Below are 16,239 nucleotides of genomic sequence, written 5' to 3'. Positions count from 1 at the left end.
GCGCGCCGCTCGGGCGCGGCTGGGGAGGTCGCATGCCGGTGGACGGAACGGACAGAGCGCGCATCGCGCCCGAGCAGTTGCGCTCCGCCCGCTGGTTTGCGCCCGATGACCTGCGTTCGTTCGGGCACCGTTCGCGGATGATGCAACTGGGTTATGCGGAGGAGGATTTCGCGAGGAAGCCCGTGATCGGCGTGCTCAACACCTGGTCCGAGATCAATTCCTGCCACGGCCACTTCCCCGAGCGGGCCCGCGAAGTGAAGCGGGGCGTGCTGCAGGCGGGCGGCTTCCCGGTCGAGTTCCCGGTGATGAGCGTGGACGAGCAGTTCACCAAGCCGACCTCGATGCTCTACCGCAACATGCTGGCGATGCAGACCGAGGAGGCCATCCGGTCCCACCCGTTCGACGGCGTGGTGCTGATGGGCGGCTGCGACAAGACCACGCCGGCGCTGATCATGGGGGCGATCACGGCGGGGGTGCCCTTCGTCTTCCTGCCCGCGGGGCCGATGCTGCGGGGCAACCATGCGGGGCAGATCCTCGGCTCCGGCTCGGATGCCTGGAAGTACTGGGACGAGCGGCGCGCGGGCACCATCGGCGAGGAGGAGTGGCGCGGCGTGCAGGGCGGCATCGCCCGCAGCCACGGCGTCTGCATGACCATGGGCACCGCCTCGACTATGACGGCCATCGCCGACGCGATGGGGCTGACGCTGCCCGGCGCGTCCTCGATCCCGGCAGTCGACGCGAACCATTCGCGCATGGCCGCGGCCTGCGGGCGGCGGATCGTGGACATGATCTGGGAGGCGGTGACGCCCGACAGGATCGTCACCCCGGCCTCGGTGCGCAACGCCGCCATCGTCGCCATGGCCACCGGCTGCTCGACCAACGCGGTGGTCCACCTGATCGCGATGGCGCGGCGGGCGGGCGTGGCGCTGACGCTCGACGACCTCGACGCGCTCGGGCGCGAGACGCCGCTGCTGGCCAATGTCCGGCCCTCGGGCAAGGGCTACCTGATGGAGGACTTCTACTACGCCGGCGGCCTGCCCGCGATGATGCGGCAGATCGCCGACCGGCTCGACACCTCGGCCATGACCGTCGCGGGCATCACCCTGGGCGAGGCCATCAAGGACGCCAAGGTCTTCAACGACGACGTGATCCGGCCGCTCTCGAACCCGGTCTACCACGAGGGCTCGCTCGCGGTGCTGCGCGGCAACCTCTGCCCCGATGGCGCGGTCATCAAGCCCGCCGCCTGCGACCCGAGGTTCCACGTCCACGAGGGCCCGGCGCTGGTCTTCGACAGCTATCCGGAGATGAAGGCGGCGGTGGACGACGAGACGCTCGAGGTCACGCCGGAGCACGTGATGGTGCTGCGCAACGCGGGGCCGCTCGGCGGGCCGGGGATGCCGGAATGGGGGATGCTGCCGATCCCGAAGGCGCTCCTGAAGCGGGGCCATCGCGACATGCTGCGGATCTCGGACGCGCGGATGTCGGGCACCTCCTACGGGGCCTGCGTGCTGCATGTCGCGCCCGAGGCCTTCGTCGGCGGCCCGCTCGCGCTGCTGCGCACGGGCGACACCGTCCGCATGGACCTGCCCGCGCGCCGGCTGGACATGCTGGTGGACGAGGCCGAGCTGGAGCGCCGCCGCGCCGCCTGGCAGCCGCCCGAGCCGCGCTATCACCGGGGCTGGGGCAAGATGTTCTCGACCCATGTCGGCCAGGCCGATACCGGCTGCGACTTCGACTACCTGGAACGCGACCACGGCCCTGCGGCCGGTGAGCCGGACATCTTCTGAGAGGCCCCATGCCCCACGATCTCGACGCCGCGCTGCGCGGCATCTCCGGCATCCTCGTCACGCCCTTCGACGCGGCGGGAGACCTCGCGCCGACGCGGCTGGCGCCGATCCTCGACCGGGCGCTCGCGGCGGGCGTGCACATGCCCGTGGTCAACGGCAATACCGGCGAGTTCTATGCGCTGACCACGCGCGAGGCGGTCGAGATGGTCCATGCCGTCGCCGGGCTGGTCGAGGGCCGCGCGCCGCTTCTCGCCGGGGTCGGGCGCGGCGTGCGGGACGCGGTGGAGCTTGCGGCCCAGTCCGCGAAGGCGGGCGCCGCCGCCCTCATGATGCACCAGCCGCCGGACCCCTTCGTCTCGCCCCGCGGCACGGTCGACTACCTCAAGCGCGTGGCGGAGGCCGCCGACGGGCTGCCGCTGATGCTCTATCTGCGGAACGACGCGATGGGGACGGCGGCCATCGCCGATCTCTGTGCCGTCGAGGGGGTCAAGGGCGTCAAATGGGCCACGCCGAACCCGCTGAAGCTGGCCGCCGCGCGCATGGCCTGCGACCCCGACATCGTCTGGGTCGCGGGGCTGGCCGAGGTCTGGGCGCCGCCGCTCTACGCGGTGGGCGCGCGGGGCTTCACCTCCGGGCTGATCAACGTCTGGCCCGAGCGGTCGGTCGCGATCCACGCCGCGCTGGAGGCGGGCGACTACGACGAGGCCGGGCGCCTCATCGCCGGCATGCGCGCCTTCGAGGACATCCGCGCCGAGGAGCACAACGGCACCAACGTCACCGGCGTGAAGGCCGCGCTGGCCGCGACCGGCCACGACTGCGGCCCGACGCGGCCGCCCTCGGCCTGGCCGCTGACCGAGGGACAGCAGAAGAAGCTGCAGGCCTTCCTGACCGAGAGCGGGCTGGCCTGAGCCTTGCGCCCGGGCACCGCGCCCGGCACCCACGCATCGACCCGTCCTCCGGCGGGCCGGACGTCTGAAAGGAGACCTCATGCTCGACGAGACCTTCACGCCGCACGGCAAGCACCTGATTGCGGGGGAGTGGGTGGCGGGCGACGCCACCTTCGCCTCCGAGCCCGCCCATGGCGCGGCGCATGACTTCTTCGTCGGCACGCCGGCGCTGATCGACCGGGCCTGCGAGGCGGCCGAGGCGGCGTTCGCGGCCTATTCCGGCCTCTCGCGCGAGGCGCGCGCCGCCTTCCTCGAGGCCATCGCCGAGGAGATCGAGGCCCGCGGCGACGCGATCACCCGGATCGGGAGCCAGGAGACCGGCCTGCCCGAGGCCCGGCTGCAGGGCGAGCGGGGGCGCACCGTCGGCCAGCTCCGCCTCTTCGCCTCCCATATCCGCGAGGGCCATCACCTCGACCGCCGCCACGACGCGGCCCTGCCCGACCGCGCGCCGCTGCCGCGCCCCGACCTGAAGATGGTGCAGCGCGCCATCGGCCCGGTCGCCGTCTTCGGCGCCTCGAACTTCCCGCTGGCCTTCTCGACGGCCGGGGGCGACACCGCCTCGGCGCTGGCGGCGGGCTGCCCCGTCGTGGTCAAGGGCCACCACGCCCATCCCGGCACCTCCGAGATCGTCGCCGAGGCGATCCACGCCGCGATCGGGCGGACGGGCATCCATCCCGGCGCCTTCTCGCTGGTCCATGGCGGATCGAACGAGGTGGGCGCGGCGCTGGTCCGGCACCCGCTGATCAAGGCGGTGGGCTTCACCGGCTCGCTGGGCGGGGGCCGGGCGCTCTTCGACCTCTGCGCAAGCCGCCCCGAGCCGATCCCGTTCTTCGGCGAGCTCGGCTCGGTCAACCCGATGTTCGTGCTGCCGGGGGCGGTCGCCGCCCGCGCCGCCGCCGTCGGCGAGGGCTGGGCCGGATCGCTGACGATGGGGGCGGGCCAGTTCTGCACCAACCCGGGCATCGCGGTGGTGGTGGCGGGCGCGGGCGCCGACGCCTTCGCCGAGGCCGCCCGCGCCGCGCTCTCGAAGATGCAGCCCCAGACCATGCTGACCGGCGGCATCGCCGCGGCCTATCGCGAGGGGCAGGCCCGTCTCGCCTCCGGCAAGGGCGTGCGGGAGCTGGTGCGCACCGACTGCGGCGACCGGGACGCGACCGCGCATCTCTACGACGTCGACGCCGAGGACTTCATCGCCAATGCCGATCTCGCCCACGAGGTGTTCGGCCCGCTCGGCCTGATCGTCCGCGTCCGCGACCTCGGGCAGATGGAGGAACTCGCGCGCAGCCTCGAAGGCCAGCTCACCTGCACGATCCAGATGGAGGAGGCCGACACCGACGCCGCCCGCGCCCTCGTTCCCCTGCTCGAGCGCAAGGCGGGCCGGCTCCTCGTCAACGGCTTCCCCACGGGCGTCGAGGTGGCCGACGCGATGGTCCATGGCGGGCCCTACCCGGCATCGACGAACTTCGGCCACACCTCCGTCGGCACCCTCTCCATCCGCCGCTTCCTGCGCCCCGTCTGCTACCAGAACTTCCCCCACGCCATCCTGCCAGAGGACCTCCAATGAGCAACGCCCCAACCCTCTCCGACGGGGCCTGCCGGACGCTCGAAGGCGTGTCGGTCGCGGACGGTCCCTGACCTCCGGGCGGGGGTGATCCTCCGCCTGCTGCGCGGCACGTCCCGCCGGGACGACATCCCCCGCGCGAGCGCCTCGATCAGGGGCCGCGCCTCCGGGCGCGGCCCCGACACCTTGGCACTGGACGAGGAAGCTGAGCCGCGAAACCCGCGCGCCTGCGGCCCCTCGGCCGGTGTCGAAACCGCCCGACGCCTCAGACCCGTCCCAATGCCGCCACGCGTGCCGTGACCGCCTCCGCCGCGGCGCGATCCGCCTCGGGCACGGTCTCCGGTTCCAGTTGCGCACCGCGCCCGATGGTCGGGGGGCTGACGAGGTCGGCCGGAAAGTCGCCGCCCGCCTCGGGCCCGAGGAAGGCGACAAGCCGGTCCCAATGCGGCTTCGGCCTGGCGCAGAAATCCTCGTAGGAGATCACGAGGAAGCGGTCGCCCATTCCCGCCCCGTAATCGAGTGCCCGCGCATTCGCGTCCGTCCAGAACCGCAACTGGCGCAGCACGACGGGCGCGTCCTCTGTCGGGCGCGGCCCCCAGTTCCGCAGCTGTTGCGTGTTGCTTGACAGCGCCATGTCGGCAGCATCGCGGACGACATGAATGTAGCGCAGGCCCGGCAGTCGGGCGTCGAGCGCGGGCAGGAAGATGTGGGTATTCGGCTCCTTCCAGCCCCAGGGGCCGGGAGGCTTGGCCCGGCTCGCCATCATTCTGTCGACGCTGTCGGCGAAGGCGCCGCATTTCCAGGTGCCCTCCGGCGGCAGGTCGGCGCGGATGCGGTCCAGCACGGCGCGATCCTCGGCCCGAAGCAGCCCTTCCAGCCCGACCGTCATCGCGTCGCGGAACAGGCGCACCGCCTGGTCGAGTTCGGCCTCGGTCGGCCAGCTTTCGGTGAAGGCGCGGCGCTTGTGGGTGATCGTGAACCAGCGGTTGTCGAGCGCCTCGTTCAGGTCCTCTCCGTTCCGGAACCCCGCCGCCCGCAGCAGCGCCGAGATCACCCGTGTGCCGCTGCCGCCCAGGCCGCCGATGGCGACCGGCGCACCGTAGTCCCGATCCATGGTATCCCCCGGCTCAAACGTCCTCCGTCAGCCTCTTGCCGCAGGCGCGCGGTCTGGAAAAGGGGCGTGAGGCCTTGCGTCCACCCGCCGGGCGGGGCCTGTTGCCCCAGGAGGAGACGTCATGGACCTGCATCTGACCGGCCTGCGCGCCATCGTCACCGCCGGGGCCGGCGGCATCGGCCTGGAGATCGTGCGCACCCTGCGCGAGGAGGGCGCGCGCGTCGCGCTCTGTGACGTGGACGAAGCCGCGCTGGAGGATGCGCGGGCCGCCGACCCGGACCTGGTCGCGCTGCCCTGCGATGTGGCCGATGCGGAGGCTGCCGCAGGGTTCGTCCGGCGCGCGACCGGGTCTCTGGGCGGGCTGGACCTGCTGGTGAACAATGCCGGGGTGGCCGGGCCGACCGCGCCGCTGGAGCATGTCGACCCGGCGGACTGGGCCCGCACGCTCGACGTCTGCCTGACCGGCGCCTTCAACGTGACCCGCATCGCGATCCCGGCCCTGCGCGCCAGCGGCAGGGGACGGATCGTGATGATGTCCTCGGCGGCGGGACGGCTGGGCTTCGCCAACCGCGCGCCCTATGCCGCCGCCAAGTGGGGCGTGATCGGGTTGACGAAGTCGCTCGCCCGCGAGCTCGGGCCGCACGGGATCACGGTCAACGCCATCCTGCCGGGCCTCGTCGCGGGCGACCGCCAGCGCCGCGTGATGGAGGCGCGGGCCCAGGCGCAGGGGCGGTCGATGGCCGAGATCGAGGCCGAAGCCTTCGCTCATGTCTCGATCAAGGACTACGTCACGGCCCGTCAGATCGCCGACCAGGTGCTGTTCCTCGCCGGACCCGGCGCGGCGACGATCTCGGGGCAGGCGATTGCGGTGGACGGCGATCTGGGGATGCTGGGCTAGGGTCTCAGGCCCCGGGCCGCGTCGCCGACTGGACCTCGATCTGGTAGCCTTCGGGATCGTTGAAGACGAAGGCGCGGATGCCGAGTTCCTCGCTCTGGAACATCTCCGAGAGGCCGGGGATCGGCACCTCCTGCAGATAAGCGTACCAGGCGTCGACGTCCGGCACCCGGATACAGAGCTGGACCGGTTTCTCCTCGGTCCACTTGTTCATGCCGCGGGTCTCGTCGACCAGACCGACATGGGCGCCCGGGCAGATGCGGTAGATCTTGCACCAGCCCTGGTCGATGGCTAGCGGCAGGCCCAGCACCTCCTCGTAGAAGCGCATCGCGTCGGGCAGGTCGCGGTAGTAGAGGAAGGTGATCGCCAGCTGGTTGGGCGCATCGGGTCTGGGCATCGGGGTCTCCCTTGGAAGTCAGAGCCTTGTCACATCGAGCACGCCATCCACCGGCAGCGGCGGCGGCGCCCCCCGCCGCGCGATCCGGCGGCGATGGGTATAGAGCGTCAGCCAGGGCGGGTCCTCCTGCGCGAGCGCATAGGCCTCGCGATAGATGACCTCGCGTGCCTGGGGGTCCACCGTGCGGCACGCGCGGTCCAGCGCGACCTCCAGCGACGGGCTGCGATGGCCCTGCCACCAGGCGCCCGCGACGCGGGAGTCGAGCTTTTCGTACAGCACGCGGAAGGTGCTCATCGGGCTGGAGTCGAAGACGCACATGTCGCCGATCTCCTTGCGGCGGACCATATGGGCATAGGCTTCGCGGTCCTCGTGGCGGCGGATGTCGAGGGCGACGCCGAACGGCGCCAACTGCGCGGCCAGCGCGGCGGTCAGCCGCTCCGCCTCGTCGGGCAGGCGGGTCGGGCAGTCGACCGTCAGGCGCAGGCCCGCCCCGTGCCCCGCCCTTGCCAGCAGGTGGTGGGCCTCGTCGGGGTCGAACGGGTCGGGTGTGCCCGGGACCGCGCCGAAATGCGCGTCGCTGACGATCCCGTGGAGGGGCCGCGCCGCGCCATCCAGCACCTCGGCGATCAGCGCGTCGCGGTCGACGGCGCGGTTCAGGGCGCGCCGCAGCCGCGGGTCAGCCAGCGGCCCGGATGCCTGGTTGAACAGGTAGATGATGGCGGTCGGGTCGTCGTAGCGCCGGTCCGCGACGCCCGGGGGCAGGGCGGCCGCAACCGGCAGCCGCATCGCAACCTCCGCCCGGCCCTCGGCCAGAGCGGCGAGCCGCGCCTCGGCCTCCGGCACGGCCCGCCATTCGACGGCGGGCGGCCCGTCATGTCCATCCCGCGCCTCCGCCCGGACGATCCCCTGGGCCTGAGCCACGACGCGGTATGGCCCCGCCCCCGGCGCCGCCGCGATGTTCCCCGCCTCCAGCGCGTCGAAGGCGGAGGGCGCCGCGAGGAAGGCCTGCGCGAGGATGTCGGGCATGTCCGCCACCGGCGCCCGCAGGTCGATGCCGAGCGACAGATCCCCGGTCGGCACGATCCCGGCACCGCCGAGATACTGGTGCCAGACGCCGGGCGAGCCGAGCGCGTATCCCTTGTCCGGCCGGGCCATCCGCCGGAGGTTGGCGCAGACCGCCTCGGCATCGACCGGAGTGCCGTCCGAGAAGGCCGCGCCCCTCCGCAGCCGCAGGTCGACGCGGCGCCCCTCCTGCGAGACCTGCCATGCCTCTGCCAGCCCGGGGGCGATGCCGCTGTCTTCCCGCCGCAGCAAGGTGCCGAAGACGGCGCCGAGGATGGTCAGCGCGTCGGCGGAATCGGTGCAGTCATGCGGATCCTCGAGCCGGACAGTGGGCTGAACGATGCGAAGCGTCATGCCCGCACCGTTCCCCGCGCGGCGCCCGATGTCCCGCGAAAACCGCACCGACGCGGCTCCGCCCCCGCCCTCCGCGCAATTTCCGGGCAGTCCGGCCCTGCGGCGGCGCGGCAGGCCGCCTCACCTTGCCGGAAATGCGACGGGGGACAGAGCCCGCCTCCCCACGCTCTGCCGGGAGGAACGGACAGCCGTCATGCTCCCGTCTTCGCGGCGAGGAAGTCGCGGATATCCTCCACCACCTTCTCGTCCATCGACACGTAGACCAGCCCCATGTTCGTCCGCTCGCGCACCATTGCACCGGGAAAGGGCAGGTAGCTCAGCTCGCGCGAGCCGAAGGAAGGCGAGGCCGTGCCGACCTGCCATTCGGTCTTCAGCTCCACATCGACCAGCTTCAGCGCGGTCGCGCCGCCCTTGCCCGGGCGCTCGAAGGGCACACCGGCCAGGCGCAGGTAACTGGTCTTGTCGGCGGCCTGGACGAAGCCGTCGATGAACTGCGTCGCCAGCACCTGCAGCTCCGCCGCGCGGTCCTCGGGCTTCAGGTGGCTGTGGAGGTGGTCATGGGCGTGGTTGTGGCCGACATGCCCGCCGACGATGTCATGTGGCATTGGACCACCTCCGCCCCTCGAACTCGCCGTGCGGGATCTCGACCGGCTTGTCGATGTGGCGCTTGTGGGCGCCCAGCTTGCCGGAGGCGACCAGGGAGCCCAGCACGTCCACGATCACCCGCGTCCCCATCAGCGCGGTGATCTCGGACTGGTCGTAGGGCGGCGAGACCTCGACAAGCTCCATCCCGCAGATGCCCTCGGCCGCGACCTTCGAGGCCAGCGCCAGCGCCTCGCGCGGAAGGAAGCCGCCGGGCTCGGGCCAGCCGGTGCCGGGGACGAAACCGCAGTCGATGCTGTCGATGTCGAAGGACATGTAGACCATGTCCACGCCGTCCCAGGCCATCTCCAGCGCCATCTCGGCGGTGCGGTCGATGCCCATCTTCTCCATGTCGCCCATCGTGATGATGTTGGTCTCGCGCTCGCGCGCGACCTTCACCGCCTCGCGCGGGACCTGCCAGCCGCCGATGCCGACCTGCACCAGGTTCTTCGCCGGCACGTTCGGCAGGTTGGTCGAGTGGAACCACGGGGTCGTGTGCATCCTCTCGTCCAGGTCCTTCTCCTGGATGTCGGCATGGCGGTCGAAATGGACGATGCCGATCTTCTTCGAGGTGCATTGCGCGATGCCGCGCACGCAGGGAAAGCCGATGGAATGGTCGCCGCCGATCATCACGGGCAGCGATCCGGACGAGGCGACATGGCTGACGGCCCGGCTGATCTGATCGAAGGTCTTCTCGATATTCGCCGGAATGGTGAACACGTCGCCCGCGTCGCACAGCGTCATCTGCTCGCGCAGGTCGATGCCCATCTCGTAGTTGTAGGGCGTGTAGAGCGCGCTGATCTTGCGCACGCCCTGCGGGCCGAACCGGGTGCCGGGGCGGTAGGTCGTGCCGCCGTCGAAGGGGATACCCAAGACGGTCGCGTCGTAGTCCTTCACCTCGGTCACGTCCTCGGCATAGGGCGCCTTGAGGAAGGTATTTATCCCTGCGTAATGCGGCAACTCGCCCCGCGCGAAGGTCGGGATCGACTTGTCCTCGATGCTGTCGGCGCCCGTCAGGCCCATGCGCAGCGCCCAGCGACGCTCCTCGTCCCAGCGGTCGCCGGGGATGTCGGCCTCGGCCTTCATGGCCTTCCAGCCGCGCAGCTTGGAAAGGTCCGGGTGGTGGAAGCGCCTGTCGTCGAGTGTCAGGGCGGCCGGATTATGCGACCGGGTCCGGTCCGGGGGTGCGAAGGGCATGCAGGGTCTCCTCAGGGGTCTGGAACGGGATGCCGCCGTTGCGGGCATCGAAATCGTAGGTGATCGTGGCGCCGTAGGCGTCGGGGTCGGTCGGGTCCCAGCGGGGCTTATCGAAGACCAGCACGCGGTCGCCCAGCTTGAAGCCCTCGGCGAGGTCGTGGGTGACCATGAAGACGGTCATGCCGGTCTCGGTGCGCAGCTCGGACAGGAAATCGTGCATGGTGAGCCGCGTCCCGGGGTCGAGCGCGCCGAAGGGCTCGTCCAGCAGCAGGATGCGCGGCCTCGCGGCCAGCGCCTGCCCGATGGCGAGCCGTTGCTGCATCCCGCCCGACAGGGTCGCGGGGTACTGGTGGGCCACGTGGTCGAGGCCGATCCGCGCCAGCGTCTCGTCGGCGCGCGCCAGCGCGGCGCGGCGTGCGGCCCCGCCGAAGCGGCCCCAGCGGGTGCGGAAGCTTTCCCCGGCGACGATGTTCTCGCGCACCGTCAGGTGCGGGAAGACCGAGTAGCGCTGGAACACGACCCCCCGGTCGAGCCCCGGCTCCGTCGCGGGGGGCGCGCCGGCGATGCGGATCTCGCCGCGGGTCGGGCGTTCCTGCGCCAGCAGCAGGCGCAGGAAGGTGGACTTGCCGCAGCCCGAGGCACCGACGATCGAGATGAACTCGCCTTCCTTCACCGATACGTCCACGCGTTCGAGGATCGGGCGGCGCCCGTAGCTCTGGAAGATGCCCTCGGCCCGCACGAAGCTCACAACCCGGCCTCTGCCCAGGGGAACAGCCGGCGCGACAGCCAGCGCAGCGCGAGGTCCATCAGGAAGGCCAGCAGCGTGATCCAGATGACGTAGGTCAGGATCACGTCCATCGCGAGGAAGCGGCGGACGAGGAAGATGCGGTAGCCGAGCCCCTGGTCGGCCGAGATCGCCTCGGACGCGATCAGGAACAGCCAGGCGGGCCCGAGAGACAGGCGCACCGCCTGGATCAGGCGAGGCAGAAGCTGCGGCAACGCCACCCGCAGCGCGATCACGCCGCTGGAGGCGCCGAGCGTCTCGGCCTTGACGATCGTCTCGCGCGGGATCTCCAGCACGCGCTGGCTCAGGTCGCGGATGAGGAAGGGCAGGATGCCGATCACGATGAGGACGACCTTCGACAGCTCGCCCAGCCCGAAGACGATGAACAGGATCGGCAGGACCGCCAGCGGCGGGATCATCGAGACGACGGCGACCAGACCGGCGAGCGCGGCCCGCACATGGGGCAGCAGCCCGATGGCCAGCCCCGCCACCGTCGCCACCGCCGCCGCGATCGCGACCCCGGCGGTCAGCCGCAGCAGACTGGCGAGGGTATCGTGCCAGAGCAGGATCTGGCCCGACCGCCGGTCGGGTTCCGTGAACAGCCGCTCTGCGGTGGCGGCGATCGTCCCGGGCGCAGGCAGCAGCCGGTCCGACGGGTTCGCCGCCAGCCGGATCTCGGACCCGATCCAGTAGGCGAGGAACAGCAGCAGGAAGGGCGTCGCCACCAGCGCCGCCCGGAGCGCCGTGCCCGGCTGCCGGTTGATCCAGCGCATGCTAGAGGGCGCCGTCCGCCGCCATCTGCATGTAGGTCGTGTCGTAGCGGAAGGTGACGTTGTTCGCGTCGCCCGTGGTCGCGCCGTCCGGGTATTCCACCCCGATGAAATCGGCCGAGGGCGCGCCCTCGCCCAGGATGCCCTTCTCGAACAGGAACTCGGCGACGTTGACCATCGTGTCGGGCAGTGCCTCGCTCTGCGTGAAGGCGACGGCGTCGGCGGGATCGTAGAACATCTCGGTCGAGTCGAGCTGCGCCTTGTAGCCCGCCAGATCCGTGCCCGAAGCCTCGGCCATGGCGGTCAGCACCTCTTCGTCGCCCGCCGCCATCAGGCCCATCACCTCGTACCAGGCGCCGACCAGCGCCTTTCCGAAATCGGGGTTGGCTGCCAGCGTCTCGGTGTTGACCACCATCAGGTCGATGATCTCGCCGGGAATGTCCGAGCTGTCGAAGACCCTCGTCGCCGCCGGGTCTTCCAGGATGGTCGACACCAGCGGGTTCCAGGTCACGACCGCCTCGACGTCATCCGTCTGGAAGGCTGCGATCATGTCCGCGTCGGAGGTGTTCACCACCCCGGCCAGATCGGCCTCGGTCAGACCCACCGAGTCGAGCGCGCGGGCCAGCAGGTAATGGGACACCGACAGCTCGACCAGGTGCACCGGCTTGCCGGCAAGGTCGGCCAGCCCGCCCTCCTTCACGATCACGGCGTCGTTCCCGTTGGAGAAGTCGCCGACGATCAGCGCGGTGGTGTCGACGCCGGACCCCGCCGGGATCGACAGCGTGTCCATGTTCGTGGCCGAGACCCCGTCGAAGGCGCCTGCCGTGTACTGGTTGATCGACTCGACGTAGTCGTTGATCTGCACGATCTCGACGTCGATCCCGTATTTCTCGGCCCATTTGTCCATGATGCCCGAGTCTTCCAGATAGCCCCAGGGCATCCAGCCGACATAGATCGACCAGGCGACGCGGAAGTCGGTCTTCTCCTGGGCGAACGCGGGGGCGGCAAGCGTGAGGGCGATGGCGGTCGCGGTGGCGATGCGGCGGGCGGTCATGGCGGCGATCCTCGTGCGACGCTCCGCCTGGGGCGCGCGGGGCTGCGGCGGCGGAGCGGAGGAGCGGAGGAGACCGGCAGACCCGTCGCAGTGTTCTCCCGGGATTTTGTCCCGCCGTGTACCCGCGCGGAATTGGCCGCGCCGGCGGCGTCTCTCGGACCTGGCCCCCCGAGGGGGCGGAACCCTAGACGCCCTGCGCCTCCGACCCTGCCGCGCGCAGGCTGGCACCGCGACCCCTGCAGCGGCGCGGAAGACCTGCCGCAGGGGCGGATGCGCGTTTTTCGGGCGATCGACGGGGCTGTGCCCGGCAGTTGGGCGCGGCGCGCGCGCCCTAGGCCGCCGCGCCCAGCGGGTCCGGCGCCGGGTTGGCGCCGCAGACCAGCACCGCGACCCTCCCCCGCGGCTGCCACGCCCCGCAGAGCAGCGCGGCCAGCGCGCAGGCGCCCGCGGGCTCCACCAGCAGCCGCGCCTCCTGCCAGAGGAGGCGCTGCGCCGCGAGGATCGCGTCGTCCGGCACGGTCACGCTGTCCATGCCCTGCGCAAGGTCGAAGCAGATCGAGCCTATCCGCTTCGCCCCCAGCGCATTCGCGCCCACGCCAGAGACGGGCACGTCGACCGGCGCCCCGGCCTCCAGTGCGGCGTTCAGCGCGCGCGACTGCTCCGGCTCGACGGCGACGACGCGGCGGGCGCCTTGCCACCAGGCCAGCGCGCCCGCGATCAGCCCGCCGCCGCCGACCGCGACCAGAACCTCGTCAGCCTCCAGCCCCTGCGCGTCCCATTCGGCGAAGCAGGTGCCCTGGCCCGCCACCGTAGACACGGCATCGTAGGCATGGACCTGCATCGCGCCTGTCTGCGCCTCGTGCGCCCGCGCGGCCTCCAGCGCGTCCGCATAGAGGCCGGGGACGACGTGGCAGGTGGCGCCGGTCCGCTCGATCAGGGCGATCTTGGCGGGGCCGGCCACCTCGGGCACGAAGATATGCGCCGGGTGGCCGAGGCTGGCCGCGGCATGGGCCACCGCCGCGCCGTGATTGCCGCCCGAGGCGGCGACCACCCCCGCTGCGGGCACGTCCACCGACAGCAGCGTGTTGAACGCGCCGCGCGCCTTGAAGCTGCCGGTATGCTGCATCTGCTCCAGCTTGATCTCGACCGTATGGCCGCCGAGCGTCAGCCGCGCGACGGGCGTGACCCGCGCATGGCCCGCGATGCGCGCGCGCGCCGCCTCGATCTCCGTCCGCCATTCCATCGCCGCACCTCTCGCCTGGGACCCGTTCCGGCGACGTCGCGGATCGCGAACGGCCCGGGGACCTTTCGCGATACAACACCGCCCGCGGACGCGTTACACCCGCCGCAACCCGAGGATGCAAGGACGCCCCGATGACCGACCATGACCGCCGCCACCCGATGCGCTACGCCCGCGAGGACGTGGAGACGACCGAGGGCGTGCCGTCGACCCCGCAGAGCCGGTCCCCCTCCTACCGGCTGGCCTTCGCCGACGAGGACTTCCTGTGCCGCGAGGAGATGCGCGGCGTCCGCCTTCAGCTGGAGCTGATGAAGCCCGCCATGCTGCTGGACGAGGCAGATGTGGTCTCGACGGTGGTGCTGTTCGGCGGCGCCCGCATCCCCCGGCCCGAGCTGCGAGACACCGCCCGCACCGAGACTTTGCGCGGCCTGGCCGACCAGTATCACGAGGCGCGCCGCTTCGCGCGCCTGGTCACCGAGAAGTCGCTGGCCGAGACGGGGGGCACCGAGAACGTCATCGTCACCGGCGGCGGCCCGGGCGTGATGGAAGCGGGCAACCGCGGCGCGGCCGAGGCGGGCGGCCGGTCCGTCGGCCTCAACATCGTGCTGCCGCACGAGCAGGCGCCGAATGCCTTCGTCACGCCGGAGCTGTCGTTCAACTTCCACTACTTCGCGATCCGGAAGATGCATTTCCTGGTGCGCGCCGCTGCGGTCTGCGTCTTCCCCGGCGGCTTCGGCACGCTGGACGAGCTGTTCGAGGCGCTGACCCTGATCCAGACCGGCCGGATGGAGCGGGTGCCCTTCCTGCTGTTCGGCGAGGCGTTCTGGCGCAAGATCATCGACTGGGAGGCGCTGGAGGAGGCCGGGACCATCGGCGTCGACGACCTCGACCTGTTCCGCTTCGTCGAGACGGCGGAGCAGGCGCTCGAGGTGATGGAGAACTGGCACCTGCCGCGGACGCGGCGGGAGTCGCTGCATCGGTGACGGTCGCGCCCCCGGCCGGGCGGGGAGGGGGGCTCTGCCCCCCGCCTTCGGCTTCCCCCGGCATATTTGGGGAGCATCGAAAGGGAGGGGGCGTTAACCTTTACAGAGGATTGACGGCGGTGGGGTCAGGCGGCGACCCGGGCGAGGTAGGCGTCGCTCGCCGCCTTCGTGACGGGGCCGAGAGCGCCGGAGCCGATCACGCGACCGTCCACCTTGAAGACCGGGGTGACGCCGCCGAGCGTGCCGGTGCAGAACGCCTCCTCCGCCGAATAGACCTGCGCCAGCGTGAAGTCCGTCTCGCGCACGGTGCCGCCTTGCGCGCGCCAGGCATCGATAACGGCCTGCTGGGTCAGGCCCTTGAAGGAATAGGCCCCGGTCGAGGTCCAGAGCTCTCCCTTCCGGACGAGGAAGAAGTTGGTCGAGTTGCAGGAGGCGACGAAGCCGCGCGGGTCGAGCATCAGCGCCTCGTCCGCGCCCGCATGGATCGCCTGCACTAGCGCCTGGATCAGGTTGAGGCGGGAATGGGAGTTGAGGCGCAGGTCGAACACGTCCGGGCCGGAGGTCCGGAAGGTCGAGGTGAAGAGGGTCAGGCCGCGCTTTTCGGCAAGCGGGGTTGTCGCCTTGAACTCGGCCACGATCACGAGCGTCGCGCGGCCGATGACGAAGCGGGGGTCCTGGTTCGGGGTCGATTTGAGGCCCCTGCTGACCATCAGCCGGATATGGGCGCCGTCCTGCATGTCGTTGGCGGCGAGGGTCTCGGCGATGGCGGCTTTCAGCTCGTCGCGGGTGCGGCCGATGTCGAGGTCGATGGAGGTCGCGCCTTCCCAGAGGCGGTCGAGATGGGCGTCGATCTGGATCAGGCGCCCGTCCTTCAGGCGCAGCCCTTCCCAGACGCCGTCGCCCAGCACGAAGCCGCTGTCGAATATGGATATTCTGGCCTCTGCGCGCGGCACGAGGGCGCCGTCGACATAGACCTTCACATGGTCGTTGCGGGGATCGGGCGGGTAGCCCTGGGCGCTGCCGGAGACTGTCATGGGGGCACCTTCTGCCAGACGGGCGGCGGCGTCCAGATGCAGGAGCCGCGGCGGGGTGGAGGGATCAGAACGTGCGGAAGGTCAGGGTCGTCAGGGTCCGCTCGATCCCTTCGATGTCGAGCAGATTGTCGTTGATATAGAGACCGATATCCTGATCGTTCGGGATGTAGAGCTTCACCAGCAGGTCGAATTCGCCGCTGGTCGAGTAGAGTTCGGAATGGATCTCGCGCAGGGCGATCGCGTCGGCGACCTGGTAGGCGGTCCCGGGCTTGCAGCGGATCTGGACGAAGACGCAGTTCATGGCGGGCCTCCCTTGGCTCGGCCCGTTTGAGCATGGCAGAGCGGCGCGGCCAAGGGGATCGAAGGGGTGATCCACGGGTGATCCGGGTATGATCCGCGTCATACCCAATACTCGCGC

At 71.2% G+C, this 16,239-nt stretch carries 16 protein-coding genes and 1 riboswitch; of the genes, 5 read left to right on the top strand and 11 right to left on the bottom strand.

What is annotated here, in order from left to right:
* The first annotated feature begins 32 nt into the window (after window positions 1-32).
* From araD to DR046_RS13970, 3 genes are all read left to right on the top strand, one after another.
* Window positions 33-1,787, top strand: a complete 1,755-nt coding sequence (gene araD, locus DR046_RS13980; RefSeq protein ID WP_209313590.1) for an L-arabinonate dehydratase — start codon at window positions 33-35, stop codon at window positions 1,785-1,787.
* Between the two features lie 8 nt (window positions 1,788-1,795).
* On the top strand, window positions 1,796-2,695 hold the full coding sequence (locus DR046_RS13975) for a dihydrodipicolinate synthase family protein (protein WP_115383014.1): 900 nt from the start codon (window positions 1,796-1,798) through the stop codon (window positions 2,693-2,695).
* 79 nt (window positions 2,696-2,774) lie between these two features.
* Window positions 2,775-4,298, top strand: a complete 1,524-nt coding sequence (locus tag DR046_RS13970) for an aldehyde dehydrogenase (NADP(+)) (RefSeq protein ID WP_115383013.1) — start codon at window positions 2,775-2,777, stop codon at window positions 4,296-4,298.
* A 262-nt stretch (window positions 4,299-4,560) separates the two neighbouring features.
* On the opposite strand, the gene DR046_RS13965 is transcribed toward DR046_RS13970, so the two are convergent.
* The gene (locus DR046_RS13965) at window positions 4,561-5,409 is read right to left on the bottom strand and encodes a sulfotransferase (RefSeq protein WP_115383012.1); all 849 of its coding nucleotides are present in this window, start codon (window positions 5,407-5,409) and stop codon (window positions 4,561-4,563) included.
* Window positions 5,410-5,530: 121 nt separating this feature from the next.
* On the opposite strand from DR046_RS13965, the gene DR046_RS13960 reads away from it, so the two are divergent.
* Window positions 5,531-6,307: an SDR family oxidoreductase gene (locus tag DR046_RS13960; RefSeq protein ID WP_115383011.1), complete on the top strand. Its 777-nt coding sequence runs from the start codon at window positions 5,531-5,533 to the stop codon at window positions 6,305-6,307.
* Between the two features lie 4 nt (window positions 6,308-6,311).
* Here the strand turns inward: DR046_RS13960 and DR046_RS13955 are convergent, their stop codons facing one another.
* The 8 genes from DR046_RS13955 to DR046_RS13920 all read right to left on the bottom strand — a co-directional run bounded on the left by DR046_RS13955 (window position 6,312) and on the right by DR046_RS13920 (window position 13,807).
* Window positions 6,312-6,701 (bottom strand): VOC family protein, encoded by a 390-nt coding sequence (locus tag DR046_RS13955; RefSeq protein WP_115383010.1) that lies wholly within the window; start codon window positions 6,699-6,701, stop codon window positions 6,312-6,314.
* A gap of 18 nt (window positions 6,702-6,719) precedes the next feature.
* Window positions 6,720-8,117: an ABC transporter substrate-binding protein gene (locus DR046_RS13950; protein ID WP_115383009.1), complete on the bottom strand. Its 1,398-nt coding sequence runs from the start codon at window positions 8,115-8,117 to the stop codon at window positions 6,720-6,722.
* 191 nt (window positions 8,118-8,308) lie between these two features.
* Window positions 8,309-8,722: a hypothetical protein gene (locus tag DR046_RS13945; protein WP_245190944.1), complete on the bottom strand. Its 414-nt coding sequence runs from the start codon at window positions 8,720-8,722 to the stop codon at window positions 8,309-8,311.
* Window positions 8,712-9,956 carry an agmatinase family protein gene (locus DR046_RS13940; protein ID WP_115383008.1) on the bottom strand — a complete coding sequence of 415 codons (1,245 nt, stop codon included), beginning with the start codon at window positions 9,954-9,956 and terminating at the stop codon, window positions 8,712-8,714. The genes DR046_RS13945 and DR046_RS13940 overlap by 11 nt, the downstream gene beginning before the upstream one ends.
* Window positions 9,919-10,704, bottom strand: coding sequence for an ATP-binding cassette domain-containing protein (locus tag DR046_RS13935; RefSeq protein ID WP_115383007.1), 786 nt, complete (start codon window positions 10,702-10,704; stop codon window positions 9,919-9,921). Before DR046_RS13935 ends, DR046_RS13940 begins: the two co-directional genes overlap by 38 nt.
* Entirely contained in the window at window positions 10,701-11,513 is an 813-nt protein-coding gene (locus DR046_RS13930) for an ABC transporter permease (protein WP_115383006.1), read from the bottom strand. The genes DR046_RS13935 and DR046_RS13930 overlap by 4 nt, the downstream gene beginning before the upstream one ends.
* Window position 11,514: 1 nt before the next feature.
* Window positions 11,515-12,564: a putative urea ABC transporter substrate-binding protein gene (locus tag DR046_RS13925; protein WP_115383005.1), complete on the bottom strand. Its 1,050-nt coding sequence runs from the start codon at window positions 12,562-12,564 to the stop codon at window positions 11,515-11,517.
* Between the two features lie 93 nt (window positions 12,565-12,657).
* A riboswitch (guanidine-I (ykkC/yxkD leader) is annotated at window positions 12,658-12,763 on the bottom strand.
* Window positions 12,764-12,895: 132 nt separating this feature from the next.
* Window positions 12,896-13,807 carry a serine/threonine dehydratase gene (locus tag DR046_RS13920; protein WP_115383004.1) on the bottom strand — a complete coding sequence of 304 codons (912 nt, stop codon included), beginning with the start codon at window positions 13,805-13,807 and terminating at the stop codon, window positions 12,896-12,898.
* 131 nt (window positions 13,808-13,938) lie between these two features.
* On the opposite strand from DR046_RS13920, the gene DR046_RS13915 reads away from it, so the two are divergent.
* Window positions 13,939-14,787 carry an LOG family protein gene (locus DR046_RS13915; RefSeq protein WP_115383003.1) on the top strand — a complete coding sequence of 283 codons (849 nt, stop codon included), beginning with the start codon at window positions 13,939-13,941 and terminating at the stop codon, window positions 14,785-14,787.
* Window positions 14,788-14,912: 125 nt separating this feature from the next.
* Here DR046_RS13915 and DR046_RS13910 read toward each other — a convergent pair whose 3' ends face one another.
* Together DR046_RS13910 and DR046_RS13905 are read right to left on the bottom strand one after the other, a co-directional pair.
* On the bottom strand, window positions 14,913-15,821 hold the full coding sequence (locus tag DR046_RS13910) for an aminotransferase class IV (RefSeq protein WP_115383002.1): 909 nt from the start codon (window positions 15,819-15,821) through the stop codon (window positions 14,913-14,915).
* A gap of 64 nt (window positions 15,822-15,885) precedes the next feature.
* A complete protein-coding gene (locus tag DR046_RS13905) occupies window positions 15,886-16,122 on the bottom strand; it encodes an Lrp/AsnC ligand binding domain-containing protein (protein ID WP_115383001.1) in 237 nt (78 codons plus the stop codon).
* Window positions 16,123-16,239: the final 117 nt, after the last annotated feature.

The organism is Jannaschia formosa, from assembly GCF_003340555.1.
GTDB lineage: Bacteria > Pseudomonadota > Alphaproteobacteria > Rhodobacterales > Rhodobacteraceae > Jannaschia > Jannaschia formosa.
This window is presented reverse-complemented; position numbering and strand designations above follow the sequence as displayed.

Coding starts and splice junctions, on each gene's coding strand:
- DR046_RS13905 (WP_115383001.1), bottom strand. CDS start 16,122: ATGAACTGCGTCTTCGTCCAGATCCGCTGCAAGCCCGGGACCGCCTAC.
- DR046_RS13925 (WP_115383005.1), bottom strand. CDS start 12,564: ATGACCGCCCGCCGCATCGCCACCGCGACCGCCATCGCCCTCACGCTT.
- DR046_RS13965 (WP_115383012.1), bottom strand. CDS start 5,409: ATGGATCGGGACTACGGTGCGCCGGTCGCCATCGGCGGCCTGGGCGGC.
- DR046_RS13960 (WP_115383011.1), top strand. CDS start 5,531: ATGGACCTGCATCTGACCGGCCTGCGCGCCATCGTCACCGCCGGGGCC.
- DR046_RS13920 (WP_115383004.1), bottom strand. CDS start 13,807: ATGGAATGGCGGACGGAGATCGAGGCGGCGCGCGCGCGCATCGCGGGC.
- DR046_RS13940 (WP_115383008.1), bottom strand. CDS start 9,956: ATGCCCTTCGCACCCCCGGACCGGACCCGGTCGCATAATCCGGCCGCC.
- DR046_RS13975 (WP_115383014.1), top strand. CDS start 1,796: ATGCCCCACGATCTCGACGCCGCGCTGCGCGGCATCTCCGGCATCCTC.
- araD (WP_209313590.1), top strand. CDS start 33: ATGCCGGTGGACGGAACGGACAGAGCGCGCATCGCGCCCGAGCAGTTG.
- DR046_RS13955 (WP_115383010.1), bottom strand. CDS start 6,701: ATGCCCAGACCCGATGCGCCCAACCAGCTGGCGATCACCTTCCTCTAC.
- DR046_RS13945 (WP_245190944.1), bottom strand. CDS start 8,722: ATGCCACATGACATCGTCGGCGGGCATGTCGGCCACAACCACGCCCAT.
- DR046_RS13950 (WP_115383009.1), bottom strand. CDS start 8,117: ATGACGCTTCGCATCGTTCAGCCCACTGTCCGGCTCGAGGATCCGCAT.
- DR046_RS13910 (WP_115383002.1), bottom strand. CDS start 15,821: ATGACAGTCTCCGGCAGCGCCCAGGGCTACCCGCCCGATCCCCGCAAC.
- DR046_RS13930 (WP_115383006.1), bottom strand. CDS start 11,513: ATGCGCTGGATCAACCGGCAGCCGGGCACGGCGCTCCGGGCGGCGCTG.
- DR046_RS13970 (WP_115383013.1), top strand. CDS start 2,775: ATGCTCGACGAGACCTTCACGCCGCACGGCAAGCACCTGATTGCGGGG.
- DR046_RS13915 (WP_115383003.1), top strand. CDS start 13,939: ATGACCGACCATGACCGCCGCCACCCGATGCGCTACGCCCGCGAGGAC.